A 21,936-nucleotide genomic window follows, 5' to 3' on the forward strand; every position below is an offset into this window, starting at 1 on the left:
AACGTATGTGAGTCCCGGAATTATTTTGTGAGGTGATTTTTTAAGAGACAGTGCTCTAGAAATCTCTTTGGATAGACCTCTTTTTACTCGAAAGTACCATAGCGAGTGGGTAGTAGCTTACGGTCTCCCAAGGTGTTATCTACGCGAGCTACATTTATCCAGAATTTATTATCACGTACACTTTCTATAGGATAAGCTGCTTTCTCGCGTGTATATGAGTGCTCCCAACGATCACTTACAATTTCATATTCTGGATGAGGAGCATTAATCAATACATTATCATCTTTATCCGCTTCGCCATTCTTCACTTCTTGAATTTCTTTCCAGATATTCAGCATGACATCTACGAAATTGTCTAGTTCTGCCAGACTTTCACTTTCTGTTGGTTCAATCATCAACGTACCGTGGACGGGGAAGGAGAGGGTAGGAGCATGATAACCGTAATCCATCAGGCGTTTGGCAATATCATTCTCCGAGATTCCTGCTTCTTCATGTACTTTCCGGCATTCCAGAATCATTTCGTGCCCTACGAAACCGTTGGCTCCCCGATAAACAACTCCATACGTATCTTTCAGACAAGTAGCCAGATAATTAGCGTTCAGGATCGCAATTTTAGTTGCCTGTGTCAGTCCTTCTGCACCCATCATGCGGATATATCCGTATGTGATAGGCAGAATACCTGCACTGCCGAATGGAGCTGCCGATACTTGATTTTGTGAATTGCCGAAGATTCCGTGTCCGGGAAGGAAAGGAACCAAATGTTCGGCTACGCAGATAGGACCGACTCCCGGACCTCCGCCACCATGAGGGGAAGCGAATGTTTTATGAAGATTCAAGTGACAGACATCTGCACCGATGAATCCCGGATTGGTTAATCCTACCTGTGCATTCATGTTGGCTCCGTCCATATATACTTGTGCACCACAGGCGTGAATGATGTCGCAAATCTCTTTTATCTCGGTCTCGAAGATACCATGTGTAGAAGGATAAGTAATCATCAGTGCAGCCAATTCATCTTTATTTTCTTCAGCTTTTACACGTAGGTCAGCCATTTCTACATTCCCCTGCTCGTCGCATGCACAGGTAACAGTTACGAAGCCTGCCTGTATAGCAGACGCAGGATTTGTTCCGTGAGCCGAAGCTGGAATCAAGACTTTGTTACGGTGTCCCTGACCGATACTTTCGAGATAGGCGCGAATCACACGAAGGCCTGCATATTCTCCTGCAGCACCCGAATTGGGTTGTAGGCTAACCCCTGCAAACCCGGTGATAACTTTCAAATCTTCACTTAGGTTCTTGATTAATTCACGATAACCTTCTGCTTGGTCTTCCGGAACCAGCGGGTGCATACCCATAAACTCGGGACGGCTTAAAGGCAACATTTCTGCGGCTGCATTCAGCTTCATTGTACATGAACCGAGGGAAATCATGGATTGTGCAAGAGAAATATCTTTGCGGTCCAGACGTTTGATGTAACGCATCATCTCTGTTTCCGTGTGATACTTGCTGAATACTTCATGTGTCAGGAAAGGAGTTGTACGTTTTAAATCCTTGTCGATGTTGCTTCTTTCCGGAATGTCGTCTACTTTCTGGTAATCTTTTCCGGCGGCAATGGCAAAAATCGAGAGCAACACATTGGCAGCTGCCACATCTGTTGTTTCGTCAATGCTGAAACCAACATTGCCATTTTCATAATAGCGCAGATTAACTTCTTTGGTAAGTGCTATCGTGCGGATTTGCTGTGCCGAAACGTGTTCGGGCAATTCGAAACGTAAGGTGTCAAAGTATTGAGCGTTGACTTGTGTATATCCGCATTTCTTTAATTGCTTTTCAAGAAATACAGTAATGCTGTGTATACGTGATGCAATTGTAGTGATACCCTCCTGACCGTGATAAACGGCGTAAAAGCCTGCCATAGTAGCTAATAATGCTTGTGCGGTACAGATATTTGAAGTTGCTTTTTCCCGTTTGATATGTTGTTCACGTGTCTGTAAAGCCATTCGGTAGCAGAGTTTGCCATATTTGTCTTTAGACCATCCGATGATTCGTCCCGGCATATTCCGTTTGTATTCGTCTTTGGTAGCAAAGAAAGCAGCCGATGGACCGCCATAGAACATTGGGGTACCCAAGCGTTGTGTGGTTCCGAATACAATATCTGCTCCCCATTCTCCCGGAGGAGTTAGCAGGGCGAGACTTAAAATATCAGCGGCAACAGCTACTTTGCAGTCTGCGGCATGTGCTTTTTCGGTAAATTCAGAATAGTCCTCTACGTTTCCATGTGAGTTCGGATATTGCAGAATACAGGCAAACACTTCCGGTGAAGGTTCAAAATCTTTATATTTACCTACACGTAGTTCGATGCCTTGAGGTACGGCACGTGTAGTCATGACAGCTAATGTCTGCGGAAAAATATTCTCGTCTACGAAGACTACGTTCGCATTGGCTTTCTGTTGCGCGCGGGAGCGTAAGGCATACATCATGCTTACGGCTTCGGCGGCGGCAGTTGCTTCGTCCAGAAGTGAGCAGTTGGCGAGTGGCATGGCAGTAAGATCACATACGGCTGTCTGGAAATTCATCAATGCTTCCAGACGTCCTTGCGATACCTCTGTCTGGTACGGAGTGTAAGAAGTATACCATACTGGGTTTTCGAATACATTCCGCTGGATAACGGCCGGAGTGATCGTGTTGTACCATCCCAAACCGATATATGTGGTATATAGTTTGTTTTTAGCTGCCAGTTCAGCGATGTGTTTTCCAAATTCGTATTCCGTCAGTGGACTAGTCAATGCAAGCGGCTCTTTCAGCCGTATATTGGCGGGAATTGTCTGATTAATCAGTTCGTCCAGTGAGTTCACGCCAATTTTGCGGAGCATTATGGCTGTATCTTGTTCATTGATGCCGATGTGACGGCTAGCTAACAAATCGGTTTTCATAATAATCAAGTATTAAATTAAGTATTAAGTATCAAGTATTAAGTATTACTGCGGTTAATGGGCGATTAGCCTTGTTAATACCTAATACCTGATACTTAATACTTCTTTTTTATTATCTAAAAAATGGGTTTTCAGCTTTTTCCATTCCGATAGTCGTGGGAGCGCCGTGTCCCGGATAAACGACTGTTTCGTTGGGAAGAACAAATAAACGGCTGCAAATATGTTCTATCAGTTCATCGAAGTTGCCTCCTGTGAGATCAGCACGGCCGATGCTGCCTTGGAACAGGACGTCACCGGAGAACATGCAGTTGTCTTCTTTGCAATAGTACACCAAGCTGCCGGGTGAATGTCCGGGCACGTGTATTGCTTCCAGTTTGGTATGTCCGAAAGTGATGATATCTCCGTCATGCAGGTATTTGCCCAGTGGTACAGGTTCTTCCTGCAACTGAAAACCAAACATTCTGCTTTGTTTCGGTGCTTCGTCAATCCAGTACTCGTCTGCTTTGTTTGCTTCTGCCGATAACCCGAATTCTTTCAGCATGAACGGATTTCCGAAGATATGATCCAGGTGTAAATGAGTATTCAGCAGATGCTTTACATTCAGTTCATTGGTAAGAATGAACTTTTTCAGTGCCTGCTTTTCTTCTTCATAGAAACAGCCCGGATCAATTACGACTGCTTCTTTAGTGTCATCCCATAATACGTAGCAATTTACGGGAAACATATTAAATTCAAATCTTTTTATTTTCATGGTTTCTCTATGATTTATCATCTATCAGAACATATAGTCTTGTTTAAATCGGAACATATACCACTTTTTTTGTTTTAAAGAACTCTTCCTCGAAGTTGTCGCTCAAGCTATGAATGACCGTTTTATGTTTGAACGGCATTGTTTCATGCTCCAGTTCACCGCCTTTGAGACAGATAAGTCCGTTGGGCAATGCATTCTGTTGTTTCGAAGAGATATTCTTTTTAATAATCTTAATCAAATCCGCCAAAGGCATTACGGCACGGCTGACAACAAAGTCGAACGTTCGTTTCTCCTCTTCTGCACGGGCATGGCGGAAAGTCACATTTTTCAGTCCGATGGCATTTGCCACTTCGGTTGCTACACGTACTTTTTTGCCGATACTGTCTACGAGGTGGAATTTTACCTCGGGAAACAGGATTGCTAAAGGAATGCCAGGAAAACCTCCTCCTGTACCCAAGTCCATGATGCTGGTTCCGGGGCGGAATTGGATGATTTTGGCAATGCCTAATGAATGGAGCACGTGATGCTCATATAAATTCTCAATGTCCTTGCGGGAGATAACGTTGATTTTTGAATTCCAGTCAGTGTAGAGGTCGTATAGAGCTGCGAATTGTTTGCGCTGCTCTTCCGTCAGATCAGGAAAATATTTCAGTATGATTTCCACTGTTTGAATTTTGAATTATAAGTTTTGAATGATAGATGTGGATGAATATCCTATTCTGTCACATGGAAGTGATAACAACAGGATATTCATTGGTGTTCAGCTTTTTATGATTTTTAATTTTTTAGCTCTCCCAGAATCGGGTTACTGCCTAATAGATGTTCCATCATAGCAAATGGGATTGTTACCTTTACAGGTCCCATAGAATAAGGAGTGATATCGTATACATTATAATAGAAGGTGATTCCTTCTTTGCTTAGATAGAAATTTTCTGTCGGAGCGATGTCCCCGGTGGAAGCATATCCCATATCTTCCAATGCTTCGTGAGTGGTCACTTTGTTATCTGCCATGAGCTGATTCCAGATCAGGTCGGTCAATGCGTCTTTGTAGTCTCCGACAAAAATATCATCGAGGCGGAGCGGACGCATCAGGGTGAGGTCCATATTTAAATAAGTTGCCATGTAAATTCCATGTGCACCTCCGGTATATTCGTTATAGTCGATGCGATATACAAGTAGATCTTTATCATACAGTTGCACATGGCTTTCTATACCTTTATAATAAGAATACCAGGCACCGATGGAAGATTCGTCTTCCTTGTCTTTCTCATCTTCGGTATACATAGGCTCGAGATCGCGACGGTATTCGCTGATATAATTCTCGGTATATTGCTTTACAACTTCTTCCGGTTTTTCGCCGATGTATTTATCTCCGAAACAGGCCGAAATGAAATAAGTATTCAGACTGTCTTTCAGCATATCATCCGATGATTTTATCGGATAGGCAAAATTAATAATAATATTGCAGGCCGGTTTGGCTGTATCACTGAAGAGGTGTGCTGTCTCATTCACTTGAATGCTATCAAACTGTAACGCACCTGTGTTTTTGTTCATCTTGTCATGACAAGAAAACAAAAAGCCGCTTACCGAAAGTATAATTGCAAGCAGACTGACATATTGTTTTTTCATACCCGTTTTTTCTGTAAATTCAACATTTGTTTTATCATTCACTATTGACAAATATAGATGAAATTCGTGAACCGGGCTAATAAAAACAGAAAAAAATGCAGCTATTTATTCCCTATAATGGGATTGGCGGATATTATCCGCCAATCAATGCTTGCAAACTTTAGTGATATCTACTGTGAATCCATCTTCAGCTGGCATAAATTTCCCTTTCATTTTCAGGAATTCGATAAGGGTATCTACATCCATGTTTTCTGCCGAGCAAGCATAAAAACGTTGCTGTGAGCCAAACTTCTTAATGATTGCTTCCCGCAATGATGATTCCGAGTAGCTATTTCCTTCCATCATGTGGAGGACTTCATGAGCATGTAATTGTTCCATAATCTTTTTTTTCTGCAAAGATAGGGCAGAGATTGCTTAGAAACTGTAACATATGTGACAAAACTGCATAATATTCATTGAAAATTGAAAATAACCATTTCACTATGCGTTCCTATTCTGAAGGGTGGTCCCCAAAGGGACAATCCGGAAGATACATACACATGACTGTTTCCCCATTGGCGATAACCGTGGCTTTGCTCGAAGATATAGTCGGTCACCCAATTAATAGGCCATATTTGTCCGTGGTGTGTATGCCCGCTGAATTGCAGGTCGATGCCGGCAGCTTTCGTTTTTTCCAAATCAAAGGGTTGGTGATCCAATAAAATGATAGGTTTGCTTTTATCGACATTCACCATTAACTCTTGCAGGGAATGACGCTTGTGGTTATGACGGTCATCACGTCCTATCAGTTGTATGCCGTTGGGAAGTGTAACTACTGAATCGCGCAATAATTGTATTTGAGTGCTTTTAATATATCGGATACTTTCATCGATATCGCTAATGTATTCGTGATTGCCGAGAACCATATAGATACCCATAGGAGCTTTCAAGTCGCCCAATTCTTCCGCCATATTCTCTGTATAAAGAGGTACAACGCTATTATCAATTAAGTCACCACTAATCAAAATCAAGTCGGGATGCTGCGCATTTATCATTTCCACATATTTTTTTAATGCGGCTTTCCCTGTACCGTTTCCCAAGTGAACATCGCTGATTGCGACGATTTTAATTGCTTGGGGAGTATCTTCATATTGTTTATTGGTTAAAATGCTGACTACATTGGTTTCCGGATGATGATAGTTATATACCCCATATCCCAGTAATCCCAACGTGAACACTAAAGACAGATAGAACCTATATTTGCAGACAACTTTGAATAATTTCAAGAGATCAAACAAAAGCAGGAATAATGCCATGTATAGAGTAAATATCAACCAACTTGTTCCAATGGTATACATCGAATGGGAGATAAAGACAGGCATCTCAAGGTTACGAGCCAGCATCGTGCCGAAAAAGGATAAAGCACATATCCAGAATAAAACGGTCAGGAATATTTTTACTCCGAGAGATTTAACTTTCAGAGCTTGCTTTGCTCTGATAAATATGTAGGCATTACCTGCCAGATAAAGAGTGATAATGATGAGTAAATATGTAAGCATAGTGTTTACTTAAAAATCAGAGAATTTATTGGGGCAAAGATAGGTTTTATTGTTGAGTAAAAAGAGTTAATAGTGCTGATATGACTCTAAAATAGCCAAATAAAGGAAAGAGAATGTGTCTGTATCGGATCGATTGAATCTTAATTACGAAAAATGATAGGAAAATCTGTTTTTATTCTTATCTTTGTCCTCTGAAATGAAAAGACTAGCCTACATAACAGAACTGATCCTTTCTCTCCTGATTATCTATTCAGGAGGTGGAGTCTCTATTGTGCGTTATTGCTGTGCCCGTTGTGAAACGGTGCAGAGCTGTTGTGATACAGGCTGTCCGAAGTGTAAAAAGACTCATACTTGTGATTCAAAAAAAGGTTGTAAAGATAAAGGTTGTACGGCTACTATCTATAAGCTCGATTTGATGAAACATACTACTGAACTGACAACATCAGCTTTAGTAGTCGATCTTTTGTGTGAGCATTTTTGCTATCTGTTGACTCCGACTTATGCGGATAAACCGGTAGAATATGATAGTCTGACCTCTCCGCCACCTCTCTGTTCGAGGCAGAAGCTGGCGTTATATTCCACTTATATTATTTAGCCACTATTTCTTTCTTATTTATTCCTTTGCTTTCTATCGAATATGGAAGTAAAGCGAAACTGGATGCAACTAAGTTGCATGAGAAATGAATTAATTTTGTATCTCGAAAGTAACTTTAGAAAGAATGAAATATATGATAATAGGACTGTTCCTGTTATTTGCCGGTAATCTATATGCGCAAGTACGGGGAACAGTGAAAGATAGTACCGGGGAGGCTATTCCGGGTGCAAATGTGTTCTGGATGAATACAGGACAAGGAGTGACAACTAAGGAAGATGGTAGCTTTTCTATTGTAAAACCTTCCAAAAGCCACATGTTAATAATCAGTTTTATTGGTTTCCAGAATGATACCATTCATGTGAACAGTAAAAATCAGCAGTTGGATATTGTGCTTCGTGATGGAGTGGAATTGAATGAGGTGAATATTGTCACTCGCAAACTGGGAACGATGAAATTACGCAGTAGCGTGATGAATGAAGATATGATAAGCAGTGCTGAATTGAGTAGAGCTGCTTGTTGTAATCTGGGTGAAAGTTTTGTGACCAATCCTTCGGTAGATGTGAGCTATTCTGATGCAGCAACAGGGGCCAAGCAGATTAAATTGTTGGGACTGTCCGGCACTTATGTGCAGATGTTGACGGAAAACATTCCGAATTATCGTGGGGCAGCTTCTCCTTATGGACTAGGTTATGTTCCCGGTCCGTGGATGCAGAGTATACAAGTTTCCAAAGGAACATCTTCTGTAAAGAATGGTTATGAAGCCATCACAGGACAGATTAACGTGGAATTTAAGAAGCCGCAGTTGCCGGAAGCCGATTGGGTATCTGCCAATCTTTTTGCAAGCACTACCAACCGGTATGAAGCTAATGCAGATGCTACATTAAAAATTTCCAAACGATGGAGCACTTCTTTGCTGGCACATTATGAGAATGAGACTAAAGCGCATGATGGCAATGATGACGGATTTGTGGATATTCCTCAAGTAGAACAGTATAATGTGTGGAACCGATGGGCATATATGGGCGACCATTATGTTTTTCAGGCAGGTATCAAAGCTCTTTCCGAAACACGTACCAGCGGACAGGCCAATCATGGAGGGGCAATACACTCCGGTGATTTATATAAAGTGGGGATTGATACAGAACGTTATGAATTCTTCACCAAGAACGCTTACATATTTAATAAGGAGAAGAATACGAATCTGGCTTTGATTCTTTCCACCACTTTGCACAATCAGGATGCTACGTATGGACGCAAACTGTATAATGTGGATCAAACCAACGTTTATGCTTCGCTGATGTTTGAAACGGAATTTAATCCGCAGAACAGCTTTTCTGCAGGATTAAGCTTCAATTATGATGCTTACGACCAGCATTATCGTTTGGAGAATAATACGAATAATCCTCTCAAAGCCTTTGAAAAGGAAGCTGTTCCCGGTGCATACGTGCAATATACGTTGAACCTGAATGATAAATGGATGGTGATGGCGGGTTTGCGTGGAGACTACAGTAACGAACATGGTTTCTTTGTGACTCCGCGTGCACATCTTAAATACAATCCGAATGATTATGTGAACTTCCGTCTTTCTGCCGGAAAAGGATATCGTACCAATCATGTGCTGGCAGAAAACAATTATCTGCTTTCCAGTAGTCGTAAGGTAGAAATTGCTAAGAATCTGGATATGGAAGAAGCATGGAATTATGGTGCCAGTGTATCTACTTATATTCCCATATTCGGCAAAACGCTGAATGTAAATGCAGAATACTATTACACAGATTTCTTGAAACAAGTAATAGTGGATATGGATAGCAACCCTCATGAAGTGGCTTTCTATAATTTGAATGGACGTTCTTACTCGCATGTATTCCAGGTGGAAGCAAGTTATCCTTTCTTCAAAGGATTCACCTTGACAGGAGCTTACCGACTCACGGATGCAAAAACGACTTACAAGGGGGTGCGAATGGAGAAACCTCTAACCAGCAAATACAAAGGCTTGCTCACTGCTTCTTACCAGACTCCGCTGGGGATTTGGCAGTTTGATGCAACACTGCAACTGAATGGTGGAGGTAGGATGCCTACTCCTTATGAATTGGGAGATGGACAGTTGTCCTGGGAACGTCGTTATGGTAGTTTTGAGCAGTTGAGCTTACAGGTGACACGTTATTTCCGCCGCTGGTCTATCTATGTGGGAGGCGAGAACCTGACCAATTTCAAACAAAAGAATCCGATTATCGATGCGGCAAATCCTTGGGGAAGCAACTTTGATTCCACTATGATATGGGGACCGGTACACGGGGCAAAAGGATATATCGGAATACGTTTTAATTTAGCTAGGAATAGTGAGTAAAAACTAGGAATAGTGAGTAGCGAAACGATCGCATAGAAAATAAAGAATACTAATTTTAAACTGATAGGAAAAATGAAAACAAAAAGATGGATGGCCACTTGCGTGGTGGCTCTTTTGAGTGTAGCAGCTGTATTGGCAAAAGATATTCGTGTAGTCGTATTTAAAGTGTCCCAGATGCATTGTGAGAAATGCGAAAAGAAAGTAAAGGACAATATGCGTTTTGAAAAAGGATTGAAGGATATTGCGACCGAAGTAAAAACTAGAATGGTGACTATCACGTATGATGCTGAAAAAACGAATGTAAAGAACTTGCAAGCTGGATTTAATAAGTTCAATTATGAAGCTGAATTTGTAAAAGAAACAAAGAAAGACGATCAGAAGACTGATAAGAAGTAATTGAACAAATACCTGTATTAGCTTGTTTCTATAAACAAACAATGGTTCTTCCCCGACTCTTTTCCGGGAGGAAGGGAAGACCGTAAATAATAATTATATGGGTAACACAATAAAAAAGGCATTTCCTGTACTTAATATGCATTGTGCAGGATGTGCCAATAATGTAGAAAAAACAGTGAAAAAATTGCCGGGAGTCATTGAGGCTTCCGTTAATTTTGCTACCAATACATTGGCCGTTTCTTATGAGAAAGATCAGCTGACTCCCGGGGAAATCCGTGCGGCTGTGCTTGCGGCAGGTTATGATCTGATTGTGGAAGAAGCCCACAAGGAAGAACGCCGGGAAGAGGAGCAGCATAAGCGTTACACTCGTTTGAAGTGGAAGGTGATTGGGGCTTGGATTTTCGTAGTACCGTTGCTGGTATTTTCCATGATACTGATGCATGTACCATACTCTAATGAGATTCAAATGGTACTTGCTATCCCTGTCATGGTCTTTTTCGGAGGTGGTTTCTTTACCGGAGCTTGGAAACAGGCTAAACTGGGACGGAGCAATATGGATACTCTGGTTGCACTTAGTACTTCCATCGCTTTTCTGTTCAGTCTGTTCAATACCTTCTTCCCCGAATTTTGGTATGATCGTGGATTGGAACCGCACGTCTATTATGAGGCTTCTGCGGTGATTATCGCTTTCGTTCTTACCGGAAAATTGATGGAGGAGCGTGCTAAAGGCAATACCTCGACTGCTATTCGCAAGTTGATGGGAATGCAGCCTAAAGTTGCCCGGGTTCTGCGTAATGGAGTGGAAGAGGAGATTTTGATCGAGAACCTCCAGATAGGTGATATGGTTGTTGTACGTCCGGGAGAACAGATACCAGTGGACGGTCAGCTTTCCGAAGGCGATTCGTATGTTGACGAAAGTATGATTAGTGGTGAACCGGTTCCGGTGGAAAAGAAGAAAGGCGATAAAGTTTTGGCAGGAACGATCAACCAGCGTGGCTCGTTTATTATACATGCCGCACAGGTAGGCAGTGAAACGGTGCTTGCCCGCATCATTTCCATGGTGCAGGAAGCACAGGGTAGCAAAGCTCCCGTGCAACGTATCGTCGACCGTATTACTGGAATTTTCGTACCTGTCGTATTGGGTATTGCCATCCTGACATTTGTTTTATGGGTTGCCATCGGTGGTAGTGAATATATCTCTTATGGTATTCTGTCGGCTGTTTCTGTCCTTGTCATTGCTTGTCCGTGTGCTTTGGGACTTGCTACGCCTACTGCATTGATGGTGGGAATAGGCAAAGCTGCCAGCCAGCATATTTTGATTAAAGATGCAGTAGCTTTGGAACAAATGCGTAAAGTGGATGTCGTTGTACTGGATAAAACCGGAACATTGACTGAAGGACACCCTACTGCTACCGGATGGTTATGGGCACAATCGCAGGAACCTCATTTCAAAGATGTGCTTTTAGCTGCGGAAATGAAATCGGAGCATCCGCTTGCCGGTGCTATCGTTTCTGCACTTCAGGATGAGGAGAAGATAAAACCTGCTGTATTGGACAGTTTCGAAAGTATTACGGGAAAAGGAATCAAAGTCTCTTATGAGGGACATACCTACTGGGTAGGTAGTCATAAACTCCTAAAAGATTTCAGTGCGACAGTAAATGATGTGATGGCTGAAATGCTGGTTCGCTATGAATCGGATGGTAATGGCATCATCTACTTTGGACGCGAAAACGAATTATTGGCTATCATTGCTGTTTCTGACCCGATAAAGGCTACTTCTGCCGAAGCAGTAAAAGAACTGAAACGTCAAGGTATTGACATTTGTATGTTGACGGGTGACGGGCAGCGGACGGCATTAGCTGTTTCTTCCCGTTTAGGGATTGAACGTTTTGTCGCTGACGCTCTGCCGGACGATAAGGCCGAATTTGTGCGTGAGCTTCAAATGCAGGGAAAGAAAGTCGCTATGGTAGGAGATGGTATCAATGATTCGCAGGCTCTGGCACTGGCTGACGTTAGCATTGCCATGGGGAAAGGAACTGATATTGCTATGGACGTAGCTATGGTAACTTTGATGACATCGGATTTATTGCTGCTTCCTAAAGCTTTTCAGCTGTCAAAGCAGACAGTCAAACTGATTCATCAGAATCTTTTCTGGGCGTTTATTTATAATCTGATCGGCATTCCTATTGCTGCCGGTATCTTGTTCCCATTAAACGGTTTGTTATTGAATCCGATGTTGGCAAGTGCTGCAATGGCCTTCTCCAGTGTGAGTGTAGTGCTCAATTCATTGAGCTTGGGAAGAAAATGAGTAAGCGACTGTAAAAAACAAACTGTAAGTAAATAATAAACGGTGAATACTTTGCGGATCATGCGCAATTTGTTCACCGTTCGTTTTTTTGCAATTCGTTGTTCATTATTTTATCCTCTATCGCTCTTCATAGGAATTATCTGTTTCTGAATTCCAATGGCGTCATTCCTACATACCGCCTAAAATATTTACCAAAGAATGAGGCACTGGGGAAGTTTAGAGAATAAGCTATTTCTTGGATAGTCATATTAGTGCCTTTCAGTTTCGCTTTGGCATCCATGATTACAATATAAGCAATGGTGTCCAATACACTTTTACCTGTCACTTGTCTCACAGTTGTGCTTAGATGCTGAAGAGATATTCCGAGTTTATCGGCGTAGAATTGTGCACGACGTTCATTCTTATAATTCTCGGTGATGGCTTGAATCAATTCCCGGCAGATTTCCTTTTTGCGGTTTGAACTGCTGTTCTCACCCGGAAATTTATGATATATCAGTCGTATACTTGTCAGGATAGTCTGAAGGGATAACTCAACCAATTCGGAATCCATTTCGAAGTTCTCATTGCAACTAGCCCGTGATAATAGAGCAAAATAGTCTTTCAGATAACTGGCTACTTCTTCATTAAGAGGAACCACCGGTTGCTCTATCAGTTTGGGATATGCATTACCAATATTCTTCATCAGATTGATTCGTCCGGCACAATAGGCAGAGAAACCGGCAAAGCAAAGACATACTTTTTCTGTTCTCTCCCGAAACTGGATGATTGTTCCCGGTAACAATGTTATCAGGTCATTAGGACGAATTTCATAATCAAGCAGATTGATGGAGGCTTTCATCGAACCTTCGGTGCAGATGGCAACAATACATGCCTGCAACCGACAAGATTGCTTATAAATATTGAGAATGTCTTCCGTAACATTCGTCCATGCTAATACTTCGGTAGGCAAGTCTACCTGTGGAAAGTCCATTTTCATAGTTGTGTTTGTTATATTAGGCCAACAAATGTACACATTTTCTTTTTATTTCTTACCTTTGTTTTTATGAAAACAGTTTTTCTTGATTGGAATTTAATCCCATATGCCGAAGCATGGCAACGGCAGACAGAATGGTTTGATGATATTGTCCGGGCAAAAGTTCAGGGCGGGAGTTATGAAAATCGTGTCGTAATGTGCGAGCATCCCCATGTTTATACATTAGGGCGTAGCGGGAAAGAAAATAATATGCTGTTGAGTGATGAACAGCTGAAAGCTATTGACGCTACTCTTTATCATATTGATCGGGGAGGGGATATCACTTATCATGGTCCCGGACAACTGGTATGCTATCCGATACTGAATCTTGAAGAATTTCAGTTAGGATTGAAAGAGTACGTTCATCTGTTGGAAGAAGCGGTGATTCGTGTATGTGCTTCTTATGGCATTGAAGCCGGACGTTTAGAGGAAGCGACAGGAGTGTGGCTGGAGGGTGATACGCCCCGTGCACGTAAGATTTGTGCTATCGGAGTGAGGAGTAGTCACTTTGTCACTATGCACGGACTGGCTTTGAATGTGAATACGGATTTACGTTATTTCAGCTATATCCACCCTTGTGGGTTTATAGATAAAGGCGTCACTTCTCTTCGTCAGGAATTAAAGCACGATGTGCCGATGGACGAAGTGAAGCAACGCCTCGAAGATGAGCTTAGAAAACTATTCCAACTCCCAGCTGCCAGGTGCGGTGCATAAAGCAATCCTTATCAGCCAAGGCATAAGAGAAGTCAGCACGTATCGGCCAGAAGTTAATTCCGCAGCCTAGAGTGCCGTAGTTACCTACTCCTTTGTCTTTGTCTCCAAAATGGTATCCTGCACGGACAACTCCATATTTCAGGAAGTTATATTCGGCTCCTACACCGGCCTGTAAATGACGGATTTCAGAAGGAAGCAGGTAATTGAAGTCGAGCGCAACCTGCAAACGATTTTCTATACTGAATGGCAGGTCGATCGTACCTCCTAAGCCTAATCTGGCGGGTAGCTTCTGTCCATCCAGTTTTTTGCCTAAGTTGGCAGCTTGGAAACCAATGCTCCAGGAAGCCATTTCGTCCAACAGAGCCATGCTGCGATAGTAAGTCGCACCGAAGTCCAAGCAAACACTATTCTTGGTGTCCACACCTTCTGCGGCTTTGGCTTGCAGGTATCTGAACGTTAATGACATCGATAGATTCTTGGCTATATTTCTGAAATAGGCAGCTTCCAGATCCCATATATGCGGACGGTAATCAAAGACTTTGGGATCTTTGAAATGCCGGAAACCTATAGCAAATCCATGTATGCCTTCCCTTCCGATCCGATAGAAAAGAGAGGCACTATGTAGCGCATAGTCTTTGTCAATATTAGCATATGAATAACTCGCACCCATTACTTCCTGTGAGAAAGCGATGGTAGAAGCATTATGAAAGATAGCTGTACTACCGTTATCGGTGGTAGCTAATCCTGTACCTGCCATACCTGCCGATTGGGCGTCCGGAGTAAGTTCCAGAAAGTAGGCGTTTGCCATTTCTTGTGCTCCCAACAAGGTGGGGAATAAGCACGAGACGAGAAGGAAATGTTTTACTCGTTTCATAATCAGTTATTTTTAGAGTGAGACATCCGGACAACACGTATGCCTGTCCACGATTTATTGTTGTTTAGCATGTGATTGAGAGGTTCATCGCTGACAACTACTTTTCCCAATGTAGAAGAAGCGTGTAGCAGATGCAGTTTTCCATGTCTATATGCTGCTATTCCCACATGAGCTATATCCAATCCGGACACTTTCGTTGTAATGGCAATAATGTCTCCATTCATGATCCAGGGAAATCCGGCTTCCGGCAGTTCGCTTTTCGGCAGCCAATGTACAACTTTTCCGGAGATTGCTTTTTCATGTTCGGCCATTTGTAGTACATTTCCCGGCGAATCAGCCAATTTTTTGTATTGCCAGGGGTGAGTAGACATATATGAAAGAGCTAACTTATTTGTATGTAGACTGTTCTTGGCAGTAATATCTGTGAGGAATCCGTGGCGAACGCCGTTTTCAATCCATTCAGAAGTGTAATGCAACCGGGAAGGATATCCGTTGATGATTCCATCCCGATAGCGTATTTTCTGCAGATTGTTAGCAAAGGAAGAACCGAGTGCCTGTGCAAGTGTATATTCTACAAAAGTGAGGCAATCTACGGCATCAGTCCGAATCACTAGCGCTTCTTTTTCGTCTTGGTCTAATGTGTTGGCCACATATTTGGTTCCCAGGTAAGATTTCCCGATTCGTAACATAGGTTCCGAATCTTCCGGGAATACAACACCATCGCGCAACCATTTCTCCAATTCTTGTGTCCATTGTTGCTTATATTTAAAACTGTCCTGAAATCCCCAGCCATGTCCTCCGGTAGGATAGACATGGAGAGTGGCCGGGACTTTGTTTTTTTGTAAAGCAAGGTAATAATTTACTCCATGATAAGGCGGTACAGAAGGATCGTCGGAGGTAATAGCTATAAATGCTTGCGGAGTATCGGGAGTTACTTGCAGTTCGGCAGAGAATTTCTGTATCTGTTCCATCGTGGGATTCTTACCGAGCAATGCCTCTCTTGTATTTCCCCGGGTGACTTGCATCATCGTGACCACCGGATAAAGTAATATCTGAAAATCCGGACGTGTTTCCGAATTATAATGAGTGGCGATTGTAGAAGCTAAATGTCCTCCTGCAGAGGCTCCCATTATTCCTACCCTGTGAGGATTGACATTCCATTCCTTGGCATGTTGCCGTACCATGCGAATTGCTTGTTCGGCATCTGATATGGGGACTTCGCAATGTCCGTTCGGCATCCGGTATTTTAACACAATATAGGTGATACCTTGTTCGCAAAACCAGGGGGCCATATCATACCCTTCTCCATCCATACCAAGTCCACGATAACCTCCTCCGGGGCACATGATAATGGCCATTCCATTTGGCTTTTCCGGATGGTAGACCGTCATAGTGGGGTATGTGACATTGGTGACAAAATGGGGGCGCACTTCCTGCTCTTCTCCAGTTAACCCACTGGAATTGGGAGCACCGTCGGGCCACAAAGGTAGCTCGACGGGCTGTTGTGCAAATGTTATTGCAGTTATAAGTGATACTATGATGGATAATAGTCTCCTCATAATTAATTATTTAACTTTCATTGAAGCCTTTATAAAGTAAAGAATCAATAATGCGTATGCTCCTAATGCCAACACTTCAGACCAAGTATTGTTCAACCATGCTTCATTGACCAGATTGATTCCGCCAAAGCGCATTGCAGCACTGATTACTCCCATCAATGCACCTCCGGCAATGAAACCGGATGCCAACAAGGTTCCTTTTTCCCCTCTTTCCGTATTCAGAGTTGCATCTTTGCTACGGGTTGTCACAAACCAGTTAACAGCTCCACCCACTACCAATGGTACGTTCAGTTCCAATGGAATAAACATACCCAGCGCGAAAGCTAATGCAGGAATTTTACAAAGAGTCAGAATAATCGCTAAGACAGCACCGATGCCATATAACAACCAGGGTGCGCCTACACCACTCATCAACGGTTCGATAACGGCTGCCATTGCATTGGCTTGTGGAGCAGCCAGTGCGCCACTTGTAAATCCGTATGTCTTATTCAAGATAATCATTACACCACCCACTGTTGCAGCTGATACGATAGTTCCCAGAAACTTCCATGTTTCCTGTTTGGCGGGTGTACTTCCGAGCCAGTACCCAATCTTCAAGTCGGTGATGAAACCTCCTGCCATTGACAGTGCAGTACATACCACGCCACCCATCACCAATGCGGCAACCATACCCGAAGGACCTTTCAGACCGACAGCTACCATTACTACGGAAGCCAAAATCAGTGTCATCAATGTCATTCCTGAAACCGGGTTAGTACCTACAATGGCAATAGCATTAGCGGCTACTGTGGTAAACAGGAAAGAGATGCCTGCAACTAAAACGATAGCTACCAATGTATGCAACAGATTTCCTTGCATAACGTCGAGGTAGAAGAATAATACGATTAGTATCAATGTGATGATCGAACCGATAGCGATAATCTTCATTGAAAGATCCCGCTGCGTGCGGATAATGCTTTTCTCTACATTTCCTTTGCCACCCATCTCTTTAGCAGCCAGTCCGACAGCACTTTTGATGATGCTCCAGGAACGGATAATACCAATCACACCTGCCATAGCAATACCACCGATACCGATACTCTTGGCATAATATTTGAATATCTCTTCCGGACTCATCATTCCTACGGTAGATGTAACTTCCGGGTTCCAGGCATTCAATACACTGTCTCCCCAGATAGCAGACATTCCCGGAATGATAATCCACCATACAGCCAATGAACCGGCACAAATGATGGAAGCATATTTCAGTCCGACGATATATCCCAAACCGAGTATAGCAGCACCGGTATTTACCTTGAATACTAACTTTGCCTTTTCTGCGAGCATTTCTCCGGCACTGCAAACACGGGTGGTAAAGTTTTCGTTCCACCATCCGAATGTGGCTACGATGAAGTCGTATAATCCACCGATCATACCTGCCATCAATAACGGTTTAGCCTGACTGCCCCCTTTTTCTCCGGAGATCAGCACTTGTGTAGTAGCCGTTGCTTCCGGAAAAGGATATTTTCCATGCATATCACTAACAAAGTATTTTCGGAAAGGAATCAGGAACAGGATACCCAATACACCACCCAGTAAGGAGCTGATGAATACCTGCATGAAAGTAACTGTCATTTCGGGATATTTGGCTTGAAGAATATAAAGAGCGGGGAGGGTAAAGATCGCTCCGGCAACAATGACACCAGAACAAGCTCCGATAGATTGGATAATAACATTTTCTCCCAACGCATTTTTTCTTTTTGCAGCTCCGGAAACTCCTACGGCAATGATTGCAATCGGAATAGCGGCTTCAAATACCTGTCCGACCTTCAACCCCAGATAGGCAGCGGCGGCTGAAAAAAGGATTGCCATGGCAATACCCCATGCAACTGACCAGATATTAACTTCCGGATAATTTTTTGAGGGACCCATCAACGGGTTGTACACTTCCCCGGGTTTCAACTCTCTGAACGCATTCTCGGGTAACCCGGTGAATTTGTCTTCTTCTTGTTTCATAGTTTTTATAATTTGCTAATGTGTCAATTTACATTTCCGTCCTCAAAGTAAACAAAAAAAAAGGAGAACCGAAAGATTCTCCTTTATGTAATAGTCTATTTTTTCCTACTTTGCATCTTTTGCTGTCATATCGCCCTCGATATACAATCTTACCATCTCTGTTTTGGCATTGGTACGCAAGGTGATTGATTTTTTGAAATGTCCCGGATATTTGCCTGTTCCGTTATAAGTCACCTTGATTGTTCCCTTTTTGCCCGGCATGATGGGCTCTTTTGTATATTCAGGTACTGTACATCCGCATGAGGCTACAGCTTGATGGATTACCAAAGGAGCATCACCGATATTAGTAAAGGTAAATGTGCAACTGACAACTGGACTGTTTTCAGAAAACTTACCGAAATCGTGAGTTGTTTTGTCAAACTTGATATCTGCATTTGTTTGCGCAAATGCAAAACTTACACCCATTACTAACAGGGTCATTAAAAAAAGTATCTTTTTCATTTTTCCTTCTCTTTTTGATTATAAATGCCAAAGATAATGCTTTTTCCCCTAAAATATACTTTATAGAGTGCGAAATAGTATTAAACGGTTCTCTTTTGCTATTTTGAGAGTTGGAATCCCAACATCATTCCGTCGTAATTATCAGCGAGTGAACTAACTGTTTTCAGTGCGCTACTGTTGCTTTTGCTGCCGATGAAAGCCATCAGTTTCAGTAGCTTGTCCGAGTTGAACAGTAATTCCAGTGAACTGGAGCTGCAGTTAACTTTTGCATGCAGATTCAGCAGTTTCAGATATTTCAGGTCTACTTGTTTGGTTGAAGCGTTGTAGGAATAAGTTCCTTTCAGTGTTTTCTTACCCACTGTGCTGGTGAAAGTGCTGTCGGCATTGAAGGTGAAACTCATCTGACCGTCTTTAATACCTATTTTGCTTAATTGCTCGTTCAGTTTGCTTTCAGCCATAGTAGCTGCAGCTGCTCCTCCTGCTTTCATCAGCAAGTTGTCCGATTCGAATTCTACAGCCGAACCTTTATAGCTCCATGTTCCGGTCATATCGATAGATTCGGTATTTCCCGTTATGGCATTCACTACCTTTGAAATGTTGTCCTTATTTAATAAATCTGACCATGATTGTGCCTGGCTGTTAGTCGCCATTAGCATAAATACTGCCATAAAGGCAATCGATAAAAAACTCTTTTTCATTTTCATTCTTTTTTTCATTTAATATTGAGATCCTTGTTTATGTTTTCGATATAGTTGAGTATTTCTGTACGTCCCATACGGTCTTCCGAGGAAGAAACGAAGTGAGGAGGGAGTTCTTCCCATTGCTTACTCAACTCACGTAAGTAGGCATTGATATTTATTTTTAAACGTCCACCTTTGAGCTTGTCGGCTTTGGTAAAGATGATAGAGAAAGGAATACCATTCTCGCCCAGCCATTCCATAAACTCCAGGTCTATTTTTTGAGGTTCCAGCCGACTGTCTATCAGGACGAAAAGATTGGTCATTTGCTCCCGTTCCAGGATGTAATCTTCGATTATGGTACGTATCTGATCTTTTCCTTTTTGTCCGCGCCGGGCATAACCGTATCCCGGAAGGTCGACGAGGTACCAGTTCTTATTGATAAAGAAGTGGTTGATTAACATTGTTTTTCCCGGAGTGGCGGAAGTCATAGCCAGTCCTTTACGGTTAGTCAGCATATTGATAAGACTTGATTTACCCACATTTGAACGGCCTATAAAGGCATATTCCGGGAAAATTCCGGCCGGGCATTTCCTCACGTCCGTATTACTAATCACAAATTCAGCACTTGTTATTTCCATCTTCTTGTCATTTATTTCTTTGTAGCTCCTTTTTAGACATCAACATTAAGCCCGCAAAGGTAAGCGTTCCATTTAACATTAGCAATTCATAGCCGAATTTATATCCGGTTTCTTTTCCAATCCACCAGTCGGCAAGATAACAGAGTAGTGGTGATAGGATGGCTATCAGAGGGACCCACCGGTCATTTGTCTGTCTTCGGGTAAAGAGCCCGAAAGCGAACATTCCGAGTAGGGGACCGTACGTGTAGGAGGCGATGATATATATGGCGTCAATTACACTTTTATTATTGAGCATTTCTACGAGGCAAATAAAGAATGCCAATAAGATCGATAGCAGTAAATGTACCTTATCCCTTTTGCGACGCGCTACTTCTTCTGTGTCTTTCCTGGTATTCAGCAAGTCTACACATACGCTGGTTGTCATTGCTGTCAGAGCGGAGTCCGAGTTACTGAAAGCTGCTGCGATAATACCGATTGTAAAGAGAATTAATACGGGTTGCCCCAGATAGCCTTGCGCTGCAAACATGGGTAGTATATCATCATTCATAGCCGGCAGTTCGAGCTGCATTTGTCCCGCTAATGTTATCAATAGAATTCCCAAGCATAGAAAAAGGAAATTTAATGGAATGAATGAGAAGCCGTAGCAATACATGTTTTTTTGTGCTTCCCGAAGGTTTCGACAGGAAAGATTTTTTTGCATCATATCCTGATCTAGTCCGGTCATCACGATAACGATGAAGATACCGCTGAAGAATTGTTTGAAGAAGTTTTGCCGCGATACCCAGTCATCAAATACAAAAATACGGCTATGTTCACTACTTTGGATTGTTTGGACAATACCGCTGAAATCAAGGTCTAATCTTTGAATCGTAAAATAGATAATAAAAATCAGGGCGGCAATCAGGCAAAATGTTTGTAAGGTATCTGTCCACACGATGGTTTTTATCCCGCTTTTATGAGTATATATCCATACCAGTGTAACAGAGCCGACTGCAATCAGCCAAAAAGGGACATGCATTTCCTGAAATACATAAGTATGTAGAATGAGACAGACCAGATAAAGTTTGGCTGCGGTTCCCAACATGCGTGACAGTAGAAAGAAGAAAGAACTTGTGCGATAGGCACGCAATCCGATACGGGAACCGATATACCCGTAGATACTTGTCAGATTTAGCTTATAATATAAAGGAAGTAAGACGTGGGCTACAACCATGTATCCGAAAAAAAAACCGAGTACCGTTTGCATGTAAGTCATATCCATTCCGCGCACCATTCCCGGTACAGAGACAAAAGTGACTCCGGAGATAGAGGCGCCAATCATTCCGAATGAGACTATATACCAAGGTGATTGGTTTTCTCCCTTAAAGAACGCTGCATTCGATCCGCCTTTGCGTCCGGTGATACGGGCTATTAGTAGTAATACCGCAAAGTAGCAAATAATAGTGACAAGTATCATCATAACAGAT

At 42.5% G+C, this 21,936-nt stretch carries 19 protein-coding genes; 5 read left to right on the top strand and 14 right to left on the bottom strand.

The window, feature by feature from the left end:
- Positions 1-83 precede the first annotated feature (83 nt).
- The 6 genes from gcvP to NQ505_RS16860 all read right to left on the bottom strand — a co-directional run bounded on the left by gcvP (position 84) and on the right by NQ505_RS16860 (position 6,851).
- Positions 84-2,933 carry an aminomethyl-transferring glycine dehydrogenase gene (gene gcvP, locus NQ505_RS16835; protein ID WP_004311626.1) on the bottom strand — a complete coding sequence of 950 codons (2,850 nt, stop codon included), beginning with the start codon at positions 2,931-2,933 and terminating at the stop codon, positions 84-86.
- Positions 2,934-3,045: 112 nt separating this feature from the next.
- Positions 3,046-3,684, bottom strand: coding sequence for an MBL fold metallo-hydrolase (locus NQ505_RS16840; RefSeq protein ID WP_004311627.1), 639 nt, complete (start codon positions 3,682-3,684; stop codon positions 3,046-3,048).
- Between the two features lie 43 nt (positions 3,685-3,727).
- Positions 3,728-4,348, bottom strand: a complete 621-nt coding sequence (rsmG, locus tag NQ505_RS16845; protein ID WP_004326963.1) for a 16S rRNA (guanine(527)-N(7))-methyltransferase RsmG — start codon at positions 4,346-4,348, stop codon at positions 3,728-3,730.
- A gap of 113 nt (positions 4,349-4,461) precedes the next feature.
- Positions 4,462-5,313, bottom strand: a complete 852-nt coding sequence (locus tag NQ505_RS16850) for an RsiV family protein (RefSeq protein WP_008999408.1) — start codon at positions 5,311-5,313, stop codon at positions 4,462-4,464.
- Between the two features lie 144 nt (positions 5,314-5,457).
- Positions 5,458-5,691 carry a YecH family metal-binding protein gene (locus tag NQ505_RS16855; RefSeq protein ID WP_004306297.1) on the bottom strand — a complete coding sequence of 78 codons (234 nt, stop codon included), beginning with the start codon at positions 5,689-5,691 and terminating at the stop codon, positions 5,458-5,460.
- A 74-nt stretch (positions 5,692-5,765) separates the two neighbouring features.
- Positions 5,766-6,851: a metallophosphoesterase gene (locus NQ505_RS16860; protein WP_008999409.1), complete on the bottom strand. Its 1,086-nt coding sequence runs from the start codon at positions 6,849-6,851 to the stop codon at positions 5,766-5,768.
- Positions 6,852-7,047: 196 nt separating this feature from the next.
- Between NQ505_RS16860 and NQ505_RS16865 the strand changes: the two genes are divergently transcribed.
- The 4 genes from NQ505_RS16865 to NQ505_RS16880 all read left to right on the top strand — a co-directional run bounded on the left by NQ505_RS16865 (position 7,048) and on the right by NQ505_RS16880 (position 12,497).
- Positions 7,048-7,446 (top strand): hypothetical protein, encoded by a 399-nt coding sequence (locus tag NQ505_RS16865; protein WP_008999410.1) that lies wholly within the window; start codon positions 7,048-7,050, stop codon positions 7,444-7,446.
- A 124-nt stretch (positions 7,447-7,570) separates the two neighbouring features.
- Positions 7,571-9,793 carry a TonB-dependent receptor gene (locus NQ505_RS16870; RefSeq protein ID WP_008999411.1) on the top strand — a complete coding sequence of 741 codons (2,223 nt, stop codon included), beginning with the start codon at positions 7,571-7,573 and terminating at the stop codon, positions 9,791-9,793.
- Between the two features lie 72 nt (positions 9,794-9,865).
- Positions 9,866-10,189 (top strand): heavy-metal-associated domain-containing protein, encoded by a 324-nt coding sequence (locus NQ505_RS16875; RefSeq protein ID WP_008999412.1) that lies wholly within the window; start codon positions 9,866-9,868, stop codon positions 10,187-10,189.
- 97 nt (positions 10,190-10,286) lie between these two features.
- Positions 10,287-12,497, top strand: coding sequence for a heavy metal translocating P-type ATPase (locus NQ505_RS16880; protein WP_008999413.1), 2,211 nt, complete (start codon positions 10,287-10,289; stop codon positions 12,495-12,497).
- Between the two features lie 136 nt (positions 12,498-12,633).
- On the opposite strand, the gene NQ505_RS16885 is transcribed toward NQ505_RS16880, so the two are convergent.
- A complete protein-coding gene (locus NQ505_RS16885; protein ID WP_008999414.1) occupies positions 12,634-13,473 on the bottom strand; it encodes a helix-turn-helix domain-containing protein in 840 nt (279 codons plus the stop codon).
- Positions 13,474-13,539: 66 nt separating this feature from the next.
- On the opposite strand from NQ505_RS16885, the gene lipB reads away from it, so the two are divergent.
- Entirely contained in the window at positions 13,540-14,223 is a 684-nt protein-coding gene (gene lipB, locus NQ505_RS16890) for a lipoyl(octanoyl) transferase LipB (RefSeq protein ID WP_008999415.1), read from the top strand.
- Here lipB and NQ505_RS16895 read toward each other — a convergent pair.
- The 7 genes from NQ505_RS16895 to NQ505_RS16925 all read right to left on the bottom strand — a co-directional run bounded on the left by NQ505_RS16895 (position 14,180) and on the right by NQ505_RS16925 (position 21,929).
- Positions 14,180-15,097, bottom strand: coding sequence for a PorV/PorQ family protein (locus NQ505_RS16895; protein WP_008999416.1), 918 nt, complete (start codon positions 15,095-15,097; stop codon positions 14,180-14,182). The genes lipB and NQ505_RS16895 overlap by 44 nt on opposite strands.
- A gap of 2 nt (positions 15,098-15,099) precedes the next feature.
- Positions 15,100-16,656, bottom strand: a complete 1,557-nt coding sequence (locus tag NQ505_RS16900) for an N-acetylmuramoyl-L-alanine amidase-like domain-containing protein (protein ID WP_008999417.1) — start codon at positions 16,654-16,656, stop codon at positions 15,100-15,102.
- 6 nt (positions 16,657-16,662) lie between these two features.
- On the bottom strand, positions 16,663-18,651 hold the full coding sequence (locus tag NQ505_RS16905) for an OPT family oligopeptide transporter (RefSeq protein WP_008999418.1): 1,989 nt from the start codon (positions 18,649-18,651) through the stop codon (positions 16,663-16,665).
- A 105-nt stretch (positions 18,652-18,756) separates the two neighbouring features.
- Entirely contained in the window at positions 18,757-19,152 is a 396-nt protein-coding gene (locus NQ505_RS16910; RefSeq protein WP_004300420.1) for a DUF1573 domain-containing protein, read from the bottom strand.
- A gap of 98 nt (positions 19,153-19,250) precedes the next feature.
- Entirely contained in the window at positions 19,251-19,850 is a 600-nt protein-coding gene (locus NQ505_RS16915; protein WP_032853625.1) for a DUF4923 family protein, read from the bottom strand.
- A gap of 14 nt (positions 19,851-19,864) precedes the next feature.
- Entirely contained in the window at positions 19,865-20,470 is a 606-nt protein-coding gene (gene yihA, locus NQ505_RS16920) for a ribosome biogenesis GTP-binding protein YihA/YsxC (protein WP_008999420.1), read from the bottom strand.
- A gap of 7 nt (positions 20,471-20,477) precedes the next feature.
- Positions 20,478-21,929, bottom strand: a complete 1,452-nt coding sequence (locus tag NQ505_RS16925; protein ID WP_008999421.1) for a sodium:solute symporter — start codon at positions 21,927-21,929, stop codon at positions 20,478-20,480.
- Positions 21,930-21,936 lie beyond the last annotated feature (7 nt).

This window comes from Bacteroides sp. D2, from assembly GCF_025147085.1.
Classification (GTDB): domain Bacteria; phylum Bacteroidota; class Bacteroidia; order Bacteroidales; family Bacteroidaceae; genus Bacteroides.